18 protein-coding genes and 1 riboswitch are annotated in these 22,334 nt (G+C 48.0%); of the genes, 1 reads left to right on the top strand and 17 read right to left on the bottom strand.

All coding sequences use genetic code 11. From position 1 onward, the window contains the following. Positions 1-297 precede the first annotated feature (297 nt). The 14 genes from AC58QO_RS26295 to AC58QO_RS26230 form a co-directional block, all read right to left on the bottom strand. Positions 298-1,707: an NCS2 family permease gene (locus AC58QO_RS26295; protein WP_497270750.1), complete on the bottom strand. Its 1,410-nt coding sequence runs from the start codon at positions 1,705-1,707 to the stop codon at positions 298-300. A 136-nt stretch (positions 1,708-1,843) separates the two neighbouring features. Next, positions 1,844-1,944, bottom strand: a riboswitch (purine riboswitch). 98 nt (positions 1,945-2,042) lie between these two features. Beyond that, complete coding sequence (locus tag AC58QO_RS26290; RefSeq protein ID WP_497270748.1) at positions 2,043-2,405, bottom strand: DUF1304 domain-containing protein; 363 nt, start codon at positions 2,403-2,405, stop codon at positions 2,043-2,045. A gap of 162 nt (positions 2,406-2,567) precedes the next feature. Continuing rightward, complete coding sequence (gene guaA, locus AC58QO_RS26285) at positions 2,568-4,106, bottom strand: glutamine-hydrolyzing GMP synthase (protein WP_497270746.1); 1,539 nt, start codon at positions 4,104-4,106, stop codon at positions 2,568-2,570. A 112-nt stretch (positions 4,107-4,218) separates the two neighbouring features. After that, a complete protein-coding gene (locus tag AC58QO_RS26280) occupies positions 4,219-6,681 on the bottom strand; it encodes a DUF4129 domain-containing transglutaminase family protein (protein ID WP_497270744.1) in 2,463 nt (820 codons plus the stop codon). Continuing rightward, positions 6,668-7,882, bottom strand: coding sequence for a DUF58 domain-containing protein (locus AC58QO_RS26275; RefSeq protein ID WP_497270742.1), 1,215 nt, complete (start codon positions 7,880-7,882; stop codon positions 6,668-6,670). Before AC58QO_RS26275 ends, AC58QO_RS26280 begins: the two co-directional genes overlap by 14 nt. 9 nt (positions 7,883-7,891) lie before the next feature. Then, complete coding sequence (locus AC58QO_RS26270) at positions 7,892-8,869, bottom strand: AAA family ATPase (protein WP_497270740.1); 978 nt, start codon at positions 8,867-8,869, stop codon at positions 7,892-7,894. A 64-nt stretch (positions 8,870-8,933) separates the two neighbouring features. After that, a complete protein-coding gene (locus AC58QO_RS26265; RefSeq protein ID WP_497270738.1) occupies positions 8,934-10,400 on the bottom strand; it encodes a polysaccharide deacetylase family protein in 1,467 nt (488 codons plus the stop codon). 135 nt (positions 10,401-10,535) lie between these two features. Continuing rightward, positions 10,536-11,777: an MFS transporter gene (locus AC58QO_RS26260; protein WP_497270736.1), complete on the bottom strand. Its 1,242-nt coding sequence runs from the start codon at positions 11,775-11,777 to the stop codon at positions 10,536-10,538. A 35-nt stretch (positions 11,778-11,812) separates the two neighbouring features. After that, positions 11,813-12,295, bottom strand: a complete 483-nt coding sequence (gene bcp, locus AC58QO_RS26255; protein WP_497270734.1) for a thioredoxin-dependent thiol peroxidase — start codon at positions 12,293-12,295, stop codon at positions 11,813-11,815. A 137-nt stretch (positions 12,296-12,432) separates the two neighbouring features. After that, the gene (locus AC58QO_RS26250) at positions 12,433-13,377 is read right to left on the bottom strand and encodes an RNA polymerase sigma-70 factor (protein WP_497270732.1); all 945 of its coding nucleotides are present in this window, start codon (positions 13,375-13,377) and stop codon (positions 12,433-12,435) included. Between the two features lie 37 nt (positions 13,378-13,414). Next, positions 13,415-14,692, bottom strand: a complete 1,278-nt coding sequence (locus tag AC58QO_RS26245) for a phytoene desaturase family protein (protein WP_497270730.1) — start codon at positions 14,690-14,692, stop codon at positions 13,415-13,417. A gap of 576 nt (positions 14,693-15,268) precedes the next feature. Next, positions 15,269-16,252 (bottom strand): 2,3-diaminopropionate biosynthesis protein SbnB, encoded by a 984-nt coding sequence (locus AC58QO_RS26240; RefSeq protein ID WP_497270729.1) that lies wholly within the window; start codon positions 16,250-16,252, stop codon positions 15,269-15,271. 17 nt (positions 16,253-16,269) lie between these two features. Further along, complete coding sequence (sbnA, locus tag AC58QO_RS26235) at positions 16,270-17,235, bottom strand: 2,3-diaminopropionate biosynthesis protein SbnA (RefSeq protein WP_497270727.1); 966 nt, start codon at positions 17,233-17,235, stop codon at positions 16,270-16,272. Between the two features lie 14 nt (positions 17,236-17,249). Continuing rightward, positions 17,250-18,464 (bottom strand): phenylacetate--CoA ligase family protein, encoded by a 1,215-nt coding sequence (locus tag AC58QO_RS26230; RefSeq protein ID WP_497270725.1) that lies wholly within the window; start codon positions 18,462-18,464, stop codon positions 17,250-17,252. Positions 18,465-18,663: 199 nt separating this feature from the next. Between AC58QO_RS26230 and AC58QO_RS26225 the strand changes: the two genes are divergently transcribed. Next, positions 18,664-19,545, top strand: coding sequence for a YheC/YheD family protein (locus tag AC58QO_RS26225; protein ID WP_497270723.1), 882 nt, complete (start codon positions 18,664-18,666; stop codon positions 19,543-19,545). 99 nt (positions 19,546-19,644) lie between these two features. On the opposite strand, the gene AC58QO_RS26220 is transcribed toward AC58QO_RS26225, so the two are convergent. Genes AC58QO_RS26220 through AC58QO_RS26210 form a run of 3 tightly spaced genes read right to left on the bottom strand, consistent with a single transcriptional unit; the run spans position 19,645 to position 22,275 of the window. After that, the gene (locus AC58QO_RS26220; RefSeq protein ID WP_497270721.1) at positions 19,645-20,430 is read right to left on the bottom strand and encodes an ABC transporter permease; all 786 of its coding nucleotides are present in this window, start codon (positions 20,428-20,430) and stop codon (positions 19,645-19,647) included. 5 nt (positions 20,431-20,435) lie between these two features. Continuing rightward, entirely contained in the window at positions 20,436-21,230 is a 795-nt protein-coding gene (locus AC58QO_RS26215; RefSeq protein WP_497270719.1) for an ABC transporter permease, read from the bottom strand. After that, the gene (locus AC58QO_RS26210; RefSeq protein WP_497270717.1) at positions 21,223-22,275 is read right to left on the bottom strand and encodes an ABC transporter ATP-binding protein; all 1,053 of its coding nucleotides are present in this window, start codon (positions 22,273-22,275) and stop codon (positions 21,223-21,225) included. Before AC58QO_RS26210 ends, AC58QO_RS26215 begins: the two co-directional genes overlap by 8 nt. Positions 22,276-22,334: the final 59 nt, after the last annotated feature.

Raw genomic sequence — 22,334 nt, 5'->3', positions numbered from 1 at the left:
TCTTTTATAGTCGATTACTCGACTGTGCTTACTCACTCGTTGTTCAGTTTTCAAAGATCAATTTCTTTCGCTCACTGCCGTGTTACCGAAGCAGCGAGAAGTAATATACCACATCAGCTCATTCGAATGCAAGAACTTTTTTTAAGTTTCTTTCGAATCTTTCGTTCTTTCGTTCGACCGCCGAAGCGACAAGGAGTAATATAACAAATCCTCCAAAGGAATGCAAGTTTTTTGAGCATGGTAAAAAACGGAATTAAAAAGGCCCTGGCGCATCATGCACCAGAGCCTTACTTTATTTTAACCTTGGCTTCCAATAAAGACGTATCGAGCAATGATTAGAATAGCTAGAATCCACATCAACCAGTGGACGCTGTATTTCTTCTCACTTTTACCACTTAAATTAGCTGCTGCAGCTAGAATTACGTACGTCACGATTCCGAAGGAAATCCCGTTCGCAATGTTGTATGTGAAAGGCATCAATACAATTGTAAGGAACGCTGGGATCGCGATAACGAAGTCTTGGAAGTCGATCTCTTTGATGGATTGAACCATGAGAACACCAACCACGATCAATGCTGCCGCTGTTGCCGAACCAGGAATTAGCATAACGATTGGCGCCAAGAACAGAGCAAGCAAGAAGCATACGCCTGTCGTTACTGCTGTCAAACCTGTGCGGCCACCTTCGGCTACACCTGCGGAACTCTCAACAAATGCTGTAACTGTACTTGTCCCAACTAATGCACCACCACTAACCCCGATCGCATCAACGAACATCGCTTTACCTACTCGTTTGTTGCCTTCTTCTTTGTTCTTCATAAGTCCAGCGCGGTTAGCTGTTCCTACCATTGTGCCAAAGGTATCAAACAACTCAACGAACGTAAAAGTAACGATGACAGAAACGATACCTGTTGTCATAACGCCTGCGAAATCAAAATCAGCAAAACGCAGTTTAGCCAAATCTGGTACCCACGTTGTTTTATCACTAGTTAATGTAGCTAAATCAACCATACCCATGAAGTAACCTACAACTGTCGTTCCTAGAATTCCGAATAGAATCGCGCCACGCACACGCATTACCAGCAAAATAGAAATCAACAAAATTCCGACGAGTGTTAAAATAACACCTTTATCTTCTAATGAACCCATATGAAAAATAGTTTCAAATGAAAGAACATCCGTAAATTGATGTGCTTTAATATCATTCCCTGATTCAACGGCTACAGCAAGGATACCGCTGTTTTTGAAACCGATCATGGCGATAAACAAACCAATTCCCACAGTGATCGCATGCTTCAAGCTATCCGGGATTGCGACTAGAAGCATTTGACGCATTTTAGTAATCGTAAGGATGATAAAGATAATCCCTGAAATAAACACGGCCGTGAGCGCCATTGAAAATGTAAATTTACCTTGTGACGTCAGAATGATCGTCGCGAAGTACGCATTCAAGCCCATCCCCGGTGCTAATGCGACTGGGAAGTTAACGAAAAGCCCCATTGCAATCGTCATAACGCCCGCCGCGATGGCTGTGGCTAAGAAAATGGAAGTCCAGTCTCCACCCGTTGCCCCTGTTTTAAAAGCACTCAGAATATCTGGATTTACTGCAAGAATATAAGCCATAGTCATGAACGTTGTAATCCCCGCCATGATTTCTGTTCTTACGGTAGTGCCATTTTGTTTCAATTTAAAAAAACGATCTAAATCCATTTTCCTACTCCTCCTAAATAAATGATGGGGAACAGCAAAAAACCCGGAATCGTGGTGCTGATTCCGGGTACGAAAAAGGAGCCGTCCATATGAGGGCTGCCTTCAAAATGTGAAGTCGCACGGAAAAACTCATACGGATACCGTTCCTTTTTTTCGTAGCCAGATCATTTGCGGTGATCTCGTAGAAACTCTCAGGCCAATTCCCGAGATTATACGAAAAACTGTTATCCAATTTCATATTCTAGTGAAGTATTGAGCAAGTGTCAATAAAAAAAGACGAACGATTCATGGGTAAAATATAACAAATCGTTCGTCTTTTCATAAAATCATTTCTGCTAGGTAAAAAGAACGAAAATTAGTGCGATTAGGGCAGGCAGCCCCTGAACGAGTAGAATGGATTTTTTCGCTGTTGCGCCTCCAAATATAGCAGCAACGAGCACACAGATAAGGAAAAACAGCTCGATTGAGCGCCCCACGGAAGCGTCGGGATGCACAAGCCCCCAAACGAGACCTGCTGCCAGAAAACCGTTATACAGCCCTTGATTAGCCGCTAAGCTCTTAGTGATCTGCGCATTATCCTTCGTCATACCGAATGACTTCATTGCGCGCGGGGTCGTCCATAGGAACATTTCCAACACTAAGATATACAAGTGCTCAAGCGCAACAAGACCGACCAAGATCGTTGCAATTATAACCATAACCATTCCTCCATTGGGTACTCCAATATATTGGGTGTCCTTATAAATGTAACATATTTATCCATCCATCTCGCTCAAAATAAAAGACTCTCTTCCAGCTGGTCTACAGCTCAAAGAGAGTCTTTTATTTCATGCTATTTGACGCTGATCATTCTGCAGCCACTATTCCCACTCAATCGTAGCCGGCGGCTTCGACGTGATGTCATACACGATACGATTCACGTTCTCAACTTCGTTTACGATACGCACGGAAATCTTCTCAAGCACATCCCAAGGAATACGTGCCCAGTCAGCTGTCATGCCGTCAATGGACGTAACTGCACGGATACCTACTGTGTAGGAGTAAGTTCTAGCATCGCCCATAACGCCTACGCTCTTCATGCCTGGAAGTGCCGTGAAGTACTGCCAGATCTCACGATCTAGGCCAGCTTTGGCGATTTCATCGCGCAGGATGGCGTCGGATTCACGAACAATTTTCAGCTTATCCTCGGTAACTTCACCTAGAACACGAATAGCTAGTCCCGGACCTGGGAATGGCTGTCTCCAAACGATTGCGGAAGGAAGACCACACTCTTCGCCAACTTTACGCACTTCGTCTTTGAATAGTGTTTTCAATGGTTCGATGAGCTTGAACTTCATATCTTTCGGCAGGCCGCCAACGTTATGATGCGACTTAATCGTTTGCGCGGTAGCTGTACCACTTTCCACGATATCTGTGTACAACGTGCCTTGCGCCAAGAAAGTAAAGTCATCAAACTGAGCTGACTCTTCTTCAAACACGCGAATGAATTCGGTACCGATGATTTTGCGTTTTTGCTCCGGATCCGCTACGCCAGCCAATTTGCCGAGGAAACGGTCTTTTGCATCAATTTTGACAACTTTCATATCAAATTTGCCGACAAACGTCTCCATAACGCTTTCGCCTTCTCCTTGACGAAGTAAGCCATGGTCAATGAACATACATGTCAATTGTGCGCCGATTGCTTTGTGAAGCAAGATCGCCACAACGGAAGAATCCACGCCGCCGCTCAGTGCGCAAAGCACTTTTTTATCGCCAACTTCTGCACGAAGCTCTTTAACCATATCATCGACAAAGGAGGACATCGTCCAATCGCCATGACAGCCACACACTTCATAAATGAAGTTGTGAATCATTTCGTTCCCTTGAACGGAATGACGAACCTCAGGGTGGAATTGTACAGCATGGATTTTGCGATCACGGTTGCTCATTGCAGCAATTGGAAGTGATTCTGTGCTTGCTTCAACAACAAAGCCGTCAGGTAGTGCAGAAACATGGTCACCATGGCTCATCCATACGGTTTGTTGCGCATCAAGACCTTTGACAAGCGGGCTTTCGTTCGAGAATAGCAGATCCGCTTTCCCGTATTCACGCGTATGTGCGCGTTCAACTTTTCCGTTCAATTGGTGTGCAATCAACTGCATCCCATAACAAATACCTAAGATTGGAATACCCAAATCGAAAATGCCAGCATCAACCGAAGGAGCTCCTTCGCCATATACGCTTGCAGGTCCGCCAGAGAACACGATCCCTTTTGGGTTAATCTCACGAATTTTATCAACCGTTGTATTGTGCGGCAGCAGTTCGCTGTATACGCCCAAATCACGAATTCGTCTAGCAATCAGTTGGTTATATTGGCCTCCAAAATCTAAAACGACGATCAATTCACTTGGTTTACTCATTATCCGACCTCCTAGGTTCATAGCGATTGAAGCTTCGGGATAACCCTTGTCCACTTACCGCTATTTCTAGGTACTAATTTTAAACATTAGGCACCTAGGATGTAAAGGGGATTTAATGTGTCTTTTGAATGGCTTTCCAAATCGCAGTAATTTCCCGCTTCGAATAGGCAAAAGCACGAGCTGGATCATAGCGGACACTTTCATAGATTTGAGCGAAAGCCATCAGTGCCTGTTGCTGCCCTTGATGGGTCACCTGAAGATTCATGACATATTCGCGAACCGTTTGATTAGCTGGCTTGGCACCATATTTGCGGAAAAGCTGTCTCCACAAACGATCCATATACGGCGTAATCGGATGCTGCTGATTGGAAGATACGTTGTTATAGCTCGGGAGCTCCACCGTTCTATGCAACAAGTATCCTTGTCTTCGCAGCACGTGAATCATACCAACAAGTAGACAGATGCTGCCGATTAGAACGAAAACAGCACTCTTATAAGCCTTTACCAATTGGATAAGATTATTCTTCATGGTGTGCAACCATTCACTCGATTTGGTGATGACCGAACGCGATAACGGCGTATTGGCGAGGGAAGCTGTCATCCCCAGTTGCTCCATCGTTTCTGTGGTCAAGAGATCTCTCGGCTGATCCGCAGATATTGTTGAATAGCCTGGCGTCGGCTCGAACGGGACCCACCCCATCGAAGGGAAATACACTTCAACCCAGGAATGCGCATCTTGATTCCGAACAACAACTTCTCGAAGCCCATTGTCATCCACGGCCCCTGCTGATCCTGGAGCAAACCCCTTCACCCACCGAGCGGGTACACCAACAGAACGAAGCATGACAACCATGGCCGTAGAAAAATGATCACAATACCCTGTTCGATCAACGAACAGGAAATGACTGACGAAATCCTCATTTCGGCTGGGATTGGTAGGCTTTTCGAGACTATAGGGAAAGGTTTGACTCAAATACTGCTCGATGGCCACCGCTTTGGCATATGGTGTCAACCGATTTTCGGTGACTTGCTCTGCCGTGCTCCGTACCGTCCGCGGTAGCGCCTCTGGCAATTGCAAATATTCGCTTGCAATCGCTTCTGGATATGGTGCGATATCTGCGTTCAACAGGTCTGGGTTTTCCGTGACGGGCTGAACGGTTATTTTGTAATAGGATAGCGGATCTGCGATCTCCGGTAAGGTCGTTAAGCCAGTCGCATCGGAAGTCAGCAGACTACCCGAAGACATTGGCTTCCCTTTTTCGCTCAATAACGTGTCCACGCTCCGCAGTTGACCACCTACGAACAATTGTTTATTGGGTGACTTCCCATTCAGCAAAATCTCCTGCTCCACCACGGGTTGTGTCGACGATGGAGTAGATGCTGCAAAGGGTTCTAGCTTTTGAATCGGCTGTGTCCAACCTTTGCCATCGTAGTAGCTTTTGGATTCGCCGCGCCAGTAGGTTAATTCGGAGGTTTTGGCTGTAAAGACTGGCGACGTGTCCACTTGGAGTGGACCTCCCAAAGCAGTGTCGTTCTGACCATACCCAGAAGTCGCCACAGCAGGACTTACGCTCATATCTTCGTTATAGAGTTCAAATAAACGATCATACCAATGCACCCAACTCACCGGCTGCATTAACGGTTCAGAATCCGTTTGTTTGGCAGAAAACCAACCAACGCCAGTCAATAGACCAACGACAACTACACTGACTATCAGCCACCGCAAATAATTTCCTGAACGAGTAATCGTCACTTTATACGTCTCTTCGATCCTTGAAAGATTAAGAAGCGCCATAAGGAGAAGCCCATAGCCTAATGTGCGAATAATCCCTTGAACGGTATCTGCCCCTAATACAAGCTGAATACCTACGAGATAAGTCAATGTTGCTATCATAAACCAAAGACTATGCTGTCTTTGCAGCATGAGTGCTTGAACGACGGAAAGCAGCAATGCCCACCCCATTAAGAAGAGAAGCGTACGCATTTCACCGCTGATGAGTTCAAAATGAGCTTGTATGATGTACACAAAATCCTGCACGAAGGTTCTCACCAGTGAGAAGATCCATCCCCCACTGAGCAACTCCCTCCGGTCAAACATATAACCAATAAACATAACGATAATACTGAACTTCGCCATCCATCCCCAACCATACGGAACTCGGAAGCAATCCAGTGCAAGGCATAGTGCAAAAACGACTAGGATCGGTCCAACTTGGATCGACTCATCGCCCATCCACGCCAATGGACGCAACCATTCCGAGAGAAGGAGAAAGAGCAGCAGGGTGATGAGACTGTCACGGAAGAGACTGTTATGAGTAGGCGGTATCGTGTCCGCGTGGAAGATGAGCTGGGAAGGGTTACGGGATGCACTGGGTGGTGTGTCTGGGTGGGAAGTGCCCGAGTTCGTAACACCTGAGTGCGAAGTGCCTGAGTTCGTAACGCCCGAGTTCGAAGTACCCAAGTGCGCAAAACCTGAGTGCGAAGTGCCTGAGCTCGAAGTACCTGCGTGCTTTTTAAAAAGGGACGAAGTGCGAGAGCGCGCGTGCAGTCCGCGGCGTGGTTCAAGCGGTTGCATCCGCAACACCCCCTTGCCTTGGCCACTGGCTCTGCGGATGCGGCACTTCCGTGAAGCTGCAGCCTGCGGCTTGCAGCTGAGAAGCCCCCTCTCGCTCTGCGACCGAGAGGGAAGGCCGCGCGTGCACGTAGATCACGTGCACGGCTCGGCGCCTGGTGCCGCTATCTGCGATCGCGCGCACCAGCGCCGCATCCAGCGTCGATGTGATGCACAGCATCGACGCATCCAGCGGCAAGTCTGCCGCCTCTTTCCTGACGAGGTCAGGAAAGGGCAGGGCGGGCTTGCCGCCAACGCTCGCGAGTACTTCGTACGCGAGCGTTAGATCGGGGCGAATCGTCGGCGCGATTCGCCTAGTACTAGAGCTGCTGCAGGCGAAGCCGCAGCTCTCTCGCCCATTGGCGGCTGCTTCGAAGAAGCCAGCCGCGAGGGCGACGCCCTTCTCCAGCAGCGGCTGAGCCGCTTCTGCTGGGCCCGCCGCAGGCGCTACATCGAGCAGCAGCATCCACTTCGTGGAAGCGGTCTGCTCGGGGTCTTTGGTCATCAGACGGCTCAGACGAGCCGTCGATTTCCAGTGGATGCGGTGATACGGATCACCGCTGACGTAATCGCGAACGGAGCTGATCAGCGGCGTTTCGGCGACCTTTGAACTTCGTGTCGCAGAACCTTCATCGGATTGAAACGTCATCCCGCTCCCACCCAAAGCATCCGGCCGTGGATATACGACATAGCGTTGCAAGTCTTCCCGATGTACTTTGCGAAGCGCGAAACCGAAGAGATCCCCCGCCACAGCTTCCAGGTGAGCAAAGCGGTAGCTGCCGCGCATGAGATGAGTCATTTTGTAAGGAAGCAAAAGCGTCTTCTGAAACCAAGGAAAAAGCAGCTTGCTATACGTCAGCTTTCTCCCGCTTCCTTCATGTATCCACGTTTCTTTCATCAGCAGCCAAGGCATAGGCACTAATGAGCGATGCTTAATCTCCAGGACAATCGTCACAGCTTCACCAGACAGAAAAACGTCCCCTGACATGTGCCGGTTCAAGCTCAAACCTTTCAGAGCAAACACATAAAACAAGCCTGCCTGTATCCAGATCAACGATAAACAGATGCCTAGATACCATGCAGCAAATCCACCTTGTCGATAAGCCAAATAGACCATCAGCAGACTACCTGCGAGCAATAACGTCGACTTCCCCCAGCTTCTCATAGTGGCCCCCTACTTCGCTGTGACATAACGAAGAACTGGTGTTTGCATGCCATCTAATAAGCCTTTAAGAATCAGTTCGGCCGAACGTCCCATCATGCGAGCATCCGAAGTAAGAATAAGCCGGTGCGTCCAAACAGGTAATACCAAATCCTTGATGTCATCAGGTACAACAAAGCTTCTCCCTTTCACGTAAGCTGCTGTTTGGGCAGCACGCATCAAGGCGTACGAAGCCCTTGGACTCGCACCTATGTAAAAATCAGCATGGTCTCGCGTTGCTAAGGCTAAGCGAACGATGAAATCTTTTAACGTGTTATCCACATGGATCATGGCGGCTTCCTTCTGTAATTGCACAAACTCATCCTGCACAATAACAGGCTTTAGACTTTCCAATGGATGACGATCCTGCAAGCGATCCAGCATCAGAATCTCTTGATCATGCGTTGGATAGCCGAGCGACAGCTTCATCATAAAGCGATCCATCTGCGCTTCTGGCAAGGCATACGTACCTTCATAGTCCATGGGATTCTGGGTCGCGATGACAACGAAGGGCTTCGGCAGCTCATAGCTAGTGCCGTCAATCGTTACTCGCTTCTCTTCCATCGCTTCCAGGAAAGCAGACTGCGTCTTCGGTGAAGTCCGATTGCATTCATCCGCAAGTACGACAGACGTCATCAGCGGTCCTGGGCGAAACTCAAACTCATTGCTTTTCACATTAAACACGGAAACACCGGTCACATCCGAAGGAAGCAGATCAGGTGTACATTGAATTCTCTTAAACTCGCAACCGATCGTTTTGGCTAACGCGCGTGCTAGCATGGTTTTGCCTACACCTGGCACGTCCTCTAGCAGCAGATGTCCACCGCTCAACATGGCGATAAAAGCTCTCTCTATCGTCTCTCTTTTGCCAACTATCACTTTCTCTACGTTCATGATCATCCGTTCCACAAGAGGCTGCGGTTGATCGAATATTCGGGTTTTCGATGCCATAGACAAGAAGCCTCCTTTATAAGGGTATGCTTCTAGTTTTTCCAGCTCTCTACTCTTTTAGACATTAACTTCCCATCGCAAATAGAGAGTTTTTGAGAATACTATTATTTTCTTTGATAAAGTAGAGTGGCCGCAGCGCCAAAGAAACCTCGCGATTGTTCGATTCTATTACCGCATTCGTAATTCGACCGCCTAGTGAAGCTATGGTTTTGCGTAATGGTACGATGATTTGATTGTTCTGCATATTCATATCCGCTAACGAATAAGTGGCTGTTTGCTTACCTAAGGTAAACAAACTAATGCTTCGATTCGCTAGATCATAGTCCATATCATAGATGCCATAATGCGCATTGGCTGTTTTCGTACTCGCCTGCCACTCGACCTTCCCGCCCATCTTCTCGATGAGATAGCGTAAAGGCAGCTCTATTTGATTCGCACGCAGCTTATAAATCGATGGTTCTATAGAAAAGGTATTGCCTCCGATCACATGAACCTGCAGAGGTAAAGCTGCTTGTTTGGAGAGAATACGCGCAGCCTCCTCCTCTTCTTCCCTTTTCGCCTTCGCTTTCGCTTCGGCCTCGGCTTCTAGTTTCTGAGCGAGGAGCTTTTCCTCTGCTTTCTTCGCAATGTCACTTGGGCTGGGGTGAGCAGCTGCATATTGCTGTGTTTGTTTGATCAACGCTTGAAATTGCTTCAAGCTCATATTTCGTGACCATTTCGGCTTCGTGACAGCGAATTGTCTTGGTTTAACCTGTTCCGTCAACGGTGCGAAGGCATATCCTAATTTTTTGTAATAGCTAATAACTTGGGGTAAGACCTCAACAGAAGATTCATGACCAGTGCCGTCGTGAAACAAAATGTTGATCTCATGCTCAAGCGGTGAAGCCTTCACCGTCTGCCAGATTTCATTCACAGGGACATTGGCTCTCTTGGAGTCCCCGCTGTCAACATTCCAGTCATGCACGATATAACCGGCTTGTTCCATCAGGTAAAAGTAATTAGCATCAAAATTCGTAGCAGTTCCGCCAGGCGCACGTACGAGCTGCGGTCGTATCCCCACGATATTGGAAATAATGTCCTCGCTGCGCTGGATTTGGTTCCAAAAGGTTTGAAAATCACTATAAAGCTCTTTATAAACATGATTATATGTATGATTGCCAATGGCATGACCGTCTTTCACAATTCGTTTGAGTTCAGCAGGATGCGCATTCGCTTGCTCGCCAAGTACGAAGAACGTCGCCTTAACGTCTTCTTTATCTAAAATGTCCAGCACCTTATTCGTTAGCTTGCTAGGACCATCATCAAACGTCAGATACACAGTAGGTTGCTCCGGTGAAACGTATGACCTCTCACTCTTCAGTCGCTTCCCTGCTTGAAGCTGCCCAAACACTTCTTGCACAGCTGGATCAGCATCATTGTCCGCGGCTTTGGCCGGCGTCATACCAATCAAGAGTGAAACTAGTAAAACAACAACCATCATGATTTGAATTCGTAGTTTACCGTTGCTTGGAGATTGTACTTGTAAGCGCATCCGATGATCCCTCCGCATATTCTATCATTTAGACATCTGATAGATTATATGGGCGGAGGTGCGAGAGTATGCATGAAAAAAAACGATCCCTCTCCGCAAGGAGAAGCATCGTTCATATGTGTTTTGGCAGCTCGTTTAAGCTTCCTGAGGCAAGCTATGGCTCCCCTCTTTCGTACCTATTTTAAACAGAGTGCGGCTGCCGATCAGACCCACAAAGCTTACGATCAGCAACACGCCAAGCAGCAAAATTGCGGCCCTGGCCCCCTGAAAAGAAACGATTTGTGTACAAACGGCAATAAGCAGAACCCGCATCCCCATCCCTACGGTATTGAAAAAGCTGTTCACACGGCCAATGAGATGATTCGGCACGATTTCCATTAGAATCGTATTTCGCGCTACACGACTTCCTGCATTACCCCAGCCATTCAGTGTTTTAAATACTAGAAAGATAGAGACGATTGGGAACGAATAGAAGAAGACGATCGATAGACTGAACATAATAAATGCTAGAATGGTTGTCGCATAGGAACCTAATCGCTTCATAATCAATGGAATCGTTAAACCAGCCACGATAGCTCCAATGGCAAAAATCATATCAGCCGCCCCAAGCACACTCGCCCCGCCATGAAGGACGCTTGTAATATACACAGGGTATAAATAGTTACCTACCATCACACAGAGGAACGGCATCAGCGCACATAGGAAAAATAAGACTAGCAGCGGTCTCGTTCGCAAATAGGTGTACCCTTCCTTAAAATTCGCCCACATGGAGACAGCGCCAGTCGCGGTGACTGACTTATTCTTGATATACGGAATGAGCAGAAAAAGGCCAAAGCCTAAGAAATAGGTCATCGCATCGGCTAATAGAATCCAGCCAAAATGAATATGATCAATAAGCAGACTCGCCAAGCCCCCGGCGATCATGGAGGTGGATTGATTTTGCACCTCAAGAATGGCGTTTAATGTCTTGTACTGCTCCTTGGAGAAGATCTCCTGTGTAAATGCGAACTGCGTTGGAAAGTGAACATTATAGTAGAGGGAGCCACTGAAATAGATGACTATCAACTGCCACGTTTCAAAATGACCTGATAGGATTCCCCACATTGCAAATAGCAGAGTGACGGCACCGCCGGCTATTTCACTGCCGAGCAGCATTTTTTTCCGAGAAATGCGATCAATATAGGCGCCGATATGAGGCGACAAAAGGAACAAGATAAGGGTAGAAACAAGCGTCGCGTACCCGTATATCTCACTTCCCCCTGCCCGATTCACCAGTAACCACGGCACCCCGATCATCGTAATTCCCGAGCCAATAGAGGATAACATATTTGCGATCATTAGAAACATCATTCTACGGTCTTTGAGCATGAGCCACATGTTGTACAATCCCTTCGATGTAAGTAAGAGTATGTCTACTTCATTTCCATCACAGCATCCAACACGGACTGCACATGATTTTTTATCCTCACTTTGCTCCACTCTTTCACGATGTATCCTTTTTCATTGATGAGAAAAGTCGATCGGATAATGCCCATATACTCGCGTCCATATAGCTTCTTCATGGCCCAAACACCATACTTCTCAGCTACCTTGTGATTCGTGTCTGAAAGTAGCAGGAATGGGAGCTCGTACTTCTCAATAAATTTGTCATGCGACTTCAGCTCGTCTGGGCTGATGCCGATCACTTCTACACCTAACTCCGCAAACTTCCCGTTATAGTCTCGAAAATCGCAAGACTGCTGCGTGCAAGTAGGTGTATTGTCTTGCGGGTAAAAATAAATGACGACTTTACGCCCTTTGTAATCGGCTAATGATACTTTCTGCCCGTTAGAGGCAGGCAGGGAAAAGGATGGTGCCTTACGCTTGCTTACTGCCGTTTCAGCTTGTTTTTTCAATGATGCTCTCTCCTCTTGCTATCCAGCTATTTGTCTTTATTCATTATGCGACATTCCCTGGATGACATCAAACGGAAAAAAACTGCTCCGAATCGTAAAGACTTCGTGAGCAGCTGCTGTATATTTATTTAAGGATTCTATGTTTCGGTTACAGCCTTGTGAAGATGCCTTAATTTATCCGGATTCACGACGAGATAAAATGCCTTAATCTGCCCATCCTCCACCTGAAAGGTCATCACATTATTGGGCTGATCGTTCACATAAGCTGCAATGCCTAGTTCTTCATTGACGGTGGTTAGCTCAAACCGGTAGCCCTCTGGCACTTTGGCCAATACACCCGACAAGAACAACGCAATTCGCTCAGCACCTATAATCGGTTTGATGGCCGCTTTTACCTTGCCGCCGCCATCGGAGTACAGGATCGCATCTGATTTCACGATGGTTAATAGTTGAGCGATATTCCCTGATACCAACGCGTGTACGAATTGTTCCACGACAGCTGCTGTTTGTTTGAGTTCAGATTGTTTGAGCTGCAACTTCGATTCACCGACTCGTTCTGACGGGACACTAATAGCACTCTTAGCCCGACGAAAAATTTGTCGGCAATTGGTGCTGCTTTTCCCTACAATCTCTGCGATTTCATCGTATTCGTATTGCAGAACCTCCCGAAGTAGAAATACTGCCCGCTCTACCCATGACAGCTGCTGCAAAAGCAGCAGATATGCCGTGGAGAGCGACTCTTTCTGTGTGTATATGTCATCCGGGGTGCTTTGGGAAGCTTGACTACCCATCAGCGGTTCTGGCAGCCAAGGTCCTACATAAACCTCACGCTTTTTGCTGGCGGAGCGCAGGTTATCGATGCATCGATTGGTCACGATTTTGCATAGGTAAGCCTTGGGATTGTGAACATGCTCCAGCTTGGTCTCATTGGCATACAGAAACGCCTCCTGAACGACATCTTCCGCATCCAACACGCTGCCCAACATGCGATACGCTAAAGTGAACATCAAGGGTCTATAGGACAGATAGATCTGATCGGAAGCTCCTGCTTCTGCTCCTGCTTCTGCTCCTGTGATCTCCATCTGGCACACCTCCCGATTTGACTGTTATAGGGTAATTCTAAGCGAACTGCGGCGTTTTTAAAATAGCCCGCGCCGCGCGTCTAGCACTCGCCGCCGAGGCATCAGCAAGCATCTCGCCATGGCTGACCCAGTCTCCAGCTACATAGAGACCGCGAATGCCTTCTACGGCTGGGCCTGTTTGCAGATTTGATTTACCTACATGCAAAGTGTCGTGACCGACCGTTATGTTCGGCAGAAACTGTCTGGCTACAACTTCTTGTTCCCAGCCTGGATGCAAGGTATTCATTATGGCGTGCAGCATTTCCTCATCCGCCTTCGGATTGGTTTCTCCAGGCCCATTATATTTCATTAAATGAACAACCACGATTCCCTCCTCACTAAGCTTCGCATTCACACTGTGATTGGAGAAGTAAATAGGCTGATCCAATGCGAGGGCAAAATCCCGACCGTGAACCGGAAGACTTTTTAATCCAAGGTCAAGACAAGCGGCTTTAGAAGGGCGCGCCCCCTCCTTCAACTGCCTCAGAATCGTGTGCTCCGCATCAGGAACTAGCTTGTAAGTTTCCGCAGGGGATGCGGTGCAGATGACATGCGACACTTCAAGCATGTCATCATTAGCAAGTTTAAGTCCTTGAACCTGGCCATTCGCATGTACGATTTCTTTCACATCCGAATCGACTAGGATCTGAACTCCCGCTTGAATCGCTTTCTCATGAAGCTGATCAATGATCGTTTGCCAGCCTCCGTGGAGGTAGAGCACACCCTTCAATGCACGCTGTACTTGTGCGAGCACGGGGGCTGCGAGCTGGTGATCCGTGTCATGTGCATAAGTAGCCGTCCGGCACAAGGCGTAGAAGATATGGCGTACCATCGGATCGGCAATTTCTTGCTCTGCCCACTCTCTTAGCGATGCGCTTTCTGCCTTACTCGCGTCCAGTTTGGTTAAGCGGATGACGAGTCGCAGAAGTCCCAGTTTCCCAGGCCAGGAGAGCAGCTTCGATGTGAGCATGCTGATTGGCGTTACCGGCATAGGAAAAAGCTTATTATTCCATAACGCGTTAGCCTTTGTAGGGGGCATCCCTCCTTCGATGCGACAACCCAACTCTTGCAGGATGCGATAGGCATCTCCTGCCAGATACAAGGCATGCCCGCCTAGATTAAAAAGGGCCCCATTTTTCTTATTCGTCATCGCTCTGCCACCCATGCGGCCCGATCGTTCCAGAAGTACAACGCGTCTGCCGCCTTTCGCCACTTCAAGAGCAGCGATGAATCCAGCTAAGCCTCCACCAATGATGGCTGTGTCGTATTTTGTCATTTCATCATCCTCCGTTTCGCATTACCTTTATAAGGCGAAATAGGCGCATGTTTTGTGACAAAAAAATAATCCACAGAAGCAATTCTGTGGATAACTCCGAATGTGGATATGTTGATATTCGTCGAATAAGTTATACACAACAGGGACTTGAGGCCCTGTGGACTTGTGGGTAACTCTGTGGATAGATGTGGATAACACATAGAGGCCGCCTCTAGGATGAGGTGACCTCTGTTTACTTTTGTAACTATTTCATTAACGCTACACTTCTGCCACGTCTTCCATCATTCTGCAAACTTAACACTAGCTAATCTACAAACATACTCTCGTACCAACGCCCTTGCTCACCATAAACAGCAATCCCTTAACACGAAACGGAACGCAGTTCGTAGTGAAAGGGAACTCAGGGACGCTATTTGTGGAAATATCGCCATTTCGGCTGTGAAAGGGAACTCAAGGACGCTATTTCTGCATTTCGGAAGCAAAACGCCCCTAATTGGTGCAAATAGCGCCCTGTAGTTCCCTTAGAATAGTTAAACGGGGTTTTGGGGCGAAATAGCGCCCTGTAGTTCCGCTTCGTCAGGAAGTCTCTTGACTTCCCTCTAACGTAACTCCCTTATTCAGCCGAACGGCTTCCTTCCAATAGTAGCCCGCAATCGCTATATCGAAGATGCCTAAGCCCATCGGATTAAAATAAATGGACTCCTCTGCGCCCACACTTGCTAGTTGATCGCGGAGAACAACATCAGCTAAAGTTCGCACATCCGATTCCTGTAAGTTATACAGGAGGTGCAGCTGCTCAATATCCGTCTGCTCCCGGCACACTTCGCGCCAATCATCCACAATGATCGCTTTCACGCCCGACACACTCTCTGGTTTATAGTCTCGGAGGGAGACATTGAGAAGAAGCGCACCTTGAGGTGGAGCCTCATCGATATATCTCTCTGCTGACACGGTGCAGGTCATAATCACATTAGCCTCGCGATAGCCGGATCGCCAATCGCCTACAATTTGTGTCTTCTCTTGCATACCTGCTGGAATCGTCGTTGGATCAACACCCTTAAGATCATAAATGCTGACATCCGCGATCCGCTCCCCAAATAGCGCTGCACACATATCCAAATGCAGGCGTCCAATCGGTCCCCATCCGATTAAGAGCATACGTAATCGGTCAGGCTGCCTGACTTTCACAAATTGCTCCAACATTACACCGCTCACCGCTGCGGTACGAAGACCATTCAGCAAGCCGCTGTGGATAAATGCCGTAGGCTCACCCGTCGAGGGTTTATTCAAAATCAACGTATTATGAGCCCGGGGAAGTCCCAAAAGGCGATTATCGGGAAAGCTCGCAATCCATTTGATACCCGACATCTCAATGTTACCGCCAACATAGGCAGGCATCGCAATAATGCGGTTCTTGGGATCGCGAAAGCGTAAGTATGGCTTCAAAGGGTGAGCACAATCCCCATTATCTTGTATGGCAACGACATCCTGAATGATGTCGGTCAGCTTCTTCCAATCGATTCCGATTTCTCGGATATGGTCATCCTGTAAATACAACATCTGCTAAGTCTCCCATGCTAGTTACTCGGTGTAAACCCTATCTCTTTCTTTACCCATTCATCGTTGTACACCGTATTTAAATACCGCTCACCGCGATCCGGCAAAATGGCTGCGCAAACCGCTCCTGGCGGAATGGAAACGCTCATTTTCCGTATCGCTGAAATGACGCCTCCTGAGGAGGCACCTGCCAGAACGGCTTCCTCACGTACAAGCGCACGGCAGCCATCTACACAGTCCCTATCGGACACGTACATGACCCTATCCGCAACATCATGCCGATGCAAGCCTGGCGTGATTCCAGCGCCTAGTCCAGGGAATTTGCGCGAACCTTTTTCCCCGCCAAAAACAACACTGCCCTCAGCATCCACAGCCACGATCTGTGTGGTCCATCCGCGAGCACGAATATATTCCATACAACCTCGAATCGTTCCACACGAGCTAACTCCGCAAAATAAATAATCCACCGCACCTAGCTGCTCGCCAATTTCCCGCATCGTTGTCTCGCTATGAGCGAGTGCATTGTCTGGGCTTCCGTACTGGTTGGTCCAATAGGCGTTCGGAATTTGCCGAACCAGATCAGCTACTCGTCGAATCCGAGCCGGCAAAAACTCGCCCGTTGCCTCATCCGGCACGGAAACGAGGTCAATTTCACCATGAAAGCTGCGGATGATTTGCAGATGCTGCTGCGTCGTACGAGGATCGACAACACAGATGAAGCGAAGCCCGAGATATCGGCAGAGTTGAGCCAGACTGATCGCCAGGTTGCCGGAGCTAGACTCTACGATGACACTCTCGCTCGTCACCTCGCCTCGCCGGATCGCTTCCCGCAGCATATACAAAGCGGGCCGATCCTTCGCGCTGCCCCCAGGGTTCATCCACTCCATTTTGCCATATACCTCAAAGGGCTGATCCTTGAACAAACGCGACAGCCGAATAAGCGGCGTACGTCCGATCGCGTGGACAATACCTCCTTCAAGCTCCATTCGCGTCCCCTCCTTTACGTGTAAAAAATCTTTTTATTTTTCACGGAGGTGCGGTTGTGTGAATCCTCAAAGGTGCCCCCGATAACTTGAATACCCTCTAAAAGCTGAGCTTTAATCATCATGCCGATCGCTGGAATATGGCTCTCCACATCCGCACGAATGCGGTCCAGAATGGCCGTCGTTGCTAACGCGCTGTAGATATAAACCGTCAATGCGTTGCCGCTGACCTGTACACGAACGCTAGCTTCACGAAGGTGACGATAGACAACATCCTCAATGTCGTAAATACTGATTTTCTCTCCGTGCTTTAGATCAGGCCCTATACGTTTGACGATGCTCTGAAAGGTCTGCGTGGGGACACCATCTACATCGATGACTTGTAAGTCACGCACGACATCGTAGGTGACATAACGCAGTGCTGGAAAGGAGTCCCTTACTGTCGAAGTGAGGACCAGCACTTGCTCCAGCTCATCCGGCAGCGACTCCATATCCGCATCCAGCATCTCCGCTCGGACACCCTCTGCAATGATGCCCTCTGTAAACAAATACCTGCCATACTGGTGGGAAAAATAAGCGATCGTCCCAATTTCGATGGAGCCGTACGTATCCGTGACACACGTTGCTGCAAGGCCTAATCGTTCAGCAATACGCTGCCGCCAGCCTGGCGAAGCAATCTCACCAACTAGAATGACATGCTGGATGCCATAGCCGGCGGGATCCTTCGAAGCTTGCAATATGCGATCCAAAATCGAAGGCATCGTATACAACACTTCGGGTCTAAAGCTTTGAAGCCGTTCAATATGCTGCTCGATAGGCAGCCGAAAAGATACCGACTCTACCTCCATCCCGAGCTCGCGAAATACCTCGACCGCCGTCGCCTCCGCATGTCCCGTGCCCATGTCAGCCATCGCAGTTCGGTAACTGGTGCCTGCCAGAATATTGCGAAAAACGTCCAGTTTGATTCGCAAATACGCTTCTTCGTCCGATTGTGAGTAGAAAATCGTCTTACGCCGCTTGGAGCTTGTGCCTGATGTCTGATAGCGATTCATATCCGCTAGCTGCAGACATGGATTGGTATCCGTGTAGTAAAACGATTCCAACATCTCCGCTGACACAAGTGGCAGCGCAGCCAGCTCTCCAACCCCATCTTGCACCGGCGAAGCCTCGATCCCCTCTAGCAGCCAGGGAAATTGCCGCTTCATCACTTCAATCGTTTCTTTGATATGCATGGATGTAATGTTCCTCCTCTCAACCGTACTGACGACATACGAACCCCAAAAACAACTGCCCCCATATCCTATGCGCCCTACCTGCCCGTCGTTCTATTTTCCTGATCTAGAAACCTGATTCCCTGTTCCCTGCCTCCGCAAACGCTCATATCATAATGAATAATGAAACGCCATGCTCGCTAGAGAAAGGATCGTAGCCATGACAAGTTCACTGAAAGCCGTTTCAAGCAAATGGATTAAAACACGCATCACGCTTCGGAATGCGAAGCTGCGCCAGTATGTGCCAACTACGCATCCTTTTGATCGAAATAGACTATTCGCCATGCTCACCGAGCACGGCATGCTCTATGTGAAGCCCGACATTGGTTCCCTCGGTATAGGCGTCATTCGTGTTGAGAAAAAGGATGGAGCCTACCGCTATCAGAGCGGTGTGCACATTTATCGTTTTCCGACGTTTGAGAAGCTGTACCAGTCCCTGCTGCATCGGTGCGGCACCAAGCGTTATCTTATTCAGAAGGGTATCCATGTGCTCAAACATGAGGGTAATCCCTTCGATTTCCGGGTCATGATTCAACGAAGCTCTACGGGGAAATGGGTATGCACGGGAACTGCAGCACGGGTTGCTCATCCGCAGAAAGCCGTAACCAATGGCAGTCAAGGCGGCACCATCTACAGTCCCTACGACCTTCTGGAACCCCGATTCGGTGTGGATGCAACGTCTATTCTTATGTTCAAAATGGAGAGAATCTCCTATTTGACCGCTGTTCAATTAGGCCGTGCATACCCTGCGATGAATGAGCTTGGCATCGACATCGCCGTCGATCATAGGCTCAAGCCATGGATCCTCGAGGTCAACACGCGGCCAGACCCCTGTCCCTTCACCAAGCTGGAGGACAAATCGATCATCCGTAAAATCATCCAATTCGGCAGAGCCAATGGCCGGAAGTACGATTTGACCTGCTCGAAGGCGAAGAAGGCGCCGTCGAACAGGCGGTTTTCGACCACTTCTATTGAGCAGCCTCTCCCGAGCGTAGAACCTGCAGTTGAGGCCCCGCCTGAACTTCCTTCTGATACTGAGTGATGATTTTTCACCCATACCGTTTAATCCGCGGATTTAAACGACAAAAAAGCCGGCCTCCAAGGTTGATACAACCTTGAGGGCCAGCCCTTTTTTTATAAATTATGAACCTGCGCCGCGATACCGCTTCACGCCAATATTCCAGATCGTGATACCAAGTACACTAAACGCGATGCCAACCACAGGGGTAAGCAAGGCGAACCATTTCCAATTCTCTGGATCAATGAAATACGCGGCTGGATAGAAGCCAACGAACGCAAACGGAAGAATCCAGGTCAGAATACTTCGCAGCAATTTATTGTAAATCGTTGCAGGATACCGTCCGTAATTCTGAATGTTCCAAATCAACGGCAGGATACCCGTCGGCGCATCGGAGAAGAAAGCTAATGATGTCAGCGAAATATACACTCCTGCATAAATGAGGATCGACCCCACCACCATGACGATGAAAATCAGCGGATCATGCCAATGGAACGGCAGGTCCAACTGAACCCAAGAGTAGATCATGACGATCAAGCCAGCTAGCGCGCTGAACATAGAAGCAGGATCCAGATTTTCCATCATAAGCTGCCATAGATTATAAGCAGGCCTTGTCAAGATGCGGTCCATTTCCCCTTTGACAATGTAGCGCTCACTAAAGCCCCACAGATTAAAAAAGGAAATAAATATGCCATATGGGATCATAAAATAACCGTAGATGAACAAAATTTGTTCTTGATTCCAGCCGCCAAGCGATTGCGTTTGCAAAAAGACGACAAGAATGAAGAATAGGTTTAATCCATTGAATAACAAGTCGGATAGCACTTCAATCCAAAAATCGGAACGGTAGGTGAGCCTTGTTTTCATGTAGTTTTTGAAATAGTCAATAATGAGGGTGAAATAGAACATTTTCGTTACCCTCCCTGTACGAAAAGACGTGTTTTGGACTTAACCCACAGTACATAAATCGGAATAATCAAGAGCAGGAACCATAGCACTTGTACGCCAAAATTTTGGAGTATCGCATTGCCTGTTATTTTGCCAGTAAACACTGCGCTGGGTAAATAAGTGATCGCCTGAAATGGCAGCCACTCGAGAACGGACTTCGACCACCCTGGGAAAAAGGAAATCGGAATAATAAGCCCCGAGAAAAGGTCAACCGCTACGCGCTTCATGCGCATGAGGCCTTCATTATTTTCAAGGAAAAAGGCAAACAAGCCCGTAATGATATTCAACTGTGTATTAATTAGAAAGCTGAAAAACAACATCACCAAGTAAATGATCCATAAGCTCGGATCCGTTGGGAACTTAATCGGAAGCAGAAACGCAATCAAGATCATGCCCGGTGTCATGAAGAGCAGCAGTCGGAAGACGCCTTCGCCTAGGCCCTGCATCATTTTGACAATAATATAATTGTAAGGCCGGATGAATTGAATCGCTACGCTGCCATCCCGAATCTCACTCGCAATTTCACGATCTAAGTTATTGAAATAAAAGGCACGGCCCATCCAGGAGATCGCCACATACGTTGTCATTTGACCCAGTGTAAGACCTCCGATGATGTCTTGGTCCCCATAAATCGCTTTGTAGACGAAATAGTACGAGCCAATATTGAGCGCATAAATTAGGATCCCGCTGTAATAATTCACCCGATAAGCGAGCATCATGAGAAACCGCATGCGGATTACTTCTATATAAGCTTTATGCATGGGTCGTGACTCCCTCTGGCTGATCGATGTCCAATCGTTTCACTTCGGCAGAGCCGGATTTATAAATTTCACGGACGATATCATCCGTATTTGTTTCATTAATCTTAATATCTTGGATCTGCACCACGCCAACGACGCGGCTAAGCACCTCGGAGATATTCGCTCTTTCGTAAGGTATGAATACTTTGGCGGATAGCTCATTGTCCAACTGCCAAGCTACATCTAAACCCAGCGTCAGCTCTTGGAGGCGAGCTAAGGTTGTTGGTCGCTCGAATTGCAGCACAACTTCCTTTCCCTTGCCCCATCTGGCTTTCAAATCTTCTAGACCACCATCATAAATAATTCTGCCGTCATCTAGCATAATAACACGGGAGCACAGCGCCTCTATGTCCTGCAAATCATGCGTTGTCAGCAAAATCGTTGTTTCATAACGCTGATTGAGTGATTTCAGAAATTCACGAATTTCTGTTTTAACTACAATATCGAGGCCAATGGTGGGCTCATCCAGAAATAGAATTTCAGGATTATGCAGCAGCGAAGCCGCTAATTCGCAACGCATCCGCTGACCCAAGCTGAGCTTTCGGACAGGTCGTGAAAGGAGATCCGACAGCTGCAAACGGTCAACGAGCTCATCTAGGCGTTTTTTGTAATCGGCTTCGGATACACGATACACCTTTCTCAACAACTGGAAGGACTCGACTACACCAATATCCCACCAAAGCTGACTGCGTTGACCGAAAACGACACCGATCCCGGCGACGAATTTCTCACGCTCTTTGAAAGGCACGTAGCCATTCACTTTGATGTGACCGGAAGTCGGCACAAGAATGCCAGTAAGCATTTTGATCGTCGTTGACTTCCCAGCGCCATTTTCACCAATATATCCACAAATTTCGCCTTTTGGAATTTGAAAGCTTATGTCCTTCACAGCTGTGATTTGCTTATACTCTCTCTTGAATAAATCTTGAACGGCTCCTTTGAGGCCACCGCGGCTTTGCTGAACTTGAAATTCTTTACGCAGCATTTGAACATCTATAGCTAACATGCGTCTTCCCCCCTGACTTTGTCGTCTCGGTTACAGATTACGGCAACATTCGTCATAAC

The sequence above is a fragment of the Paenibacillus sp. J31R30 genome, assembly GCF_059692115.1.
The sequence above is the reverse complement of the archived record's forward strand: the minus strand, read 5'-3'. Positions and strand labels throughout refer to the sequence as shown.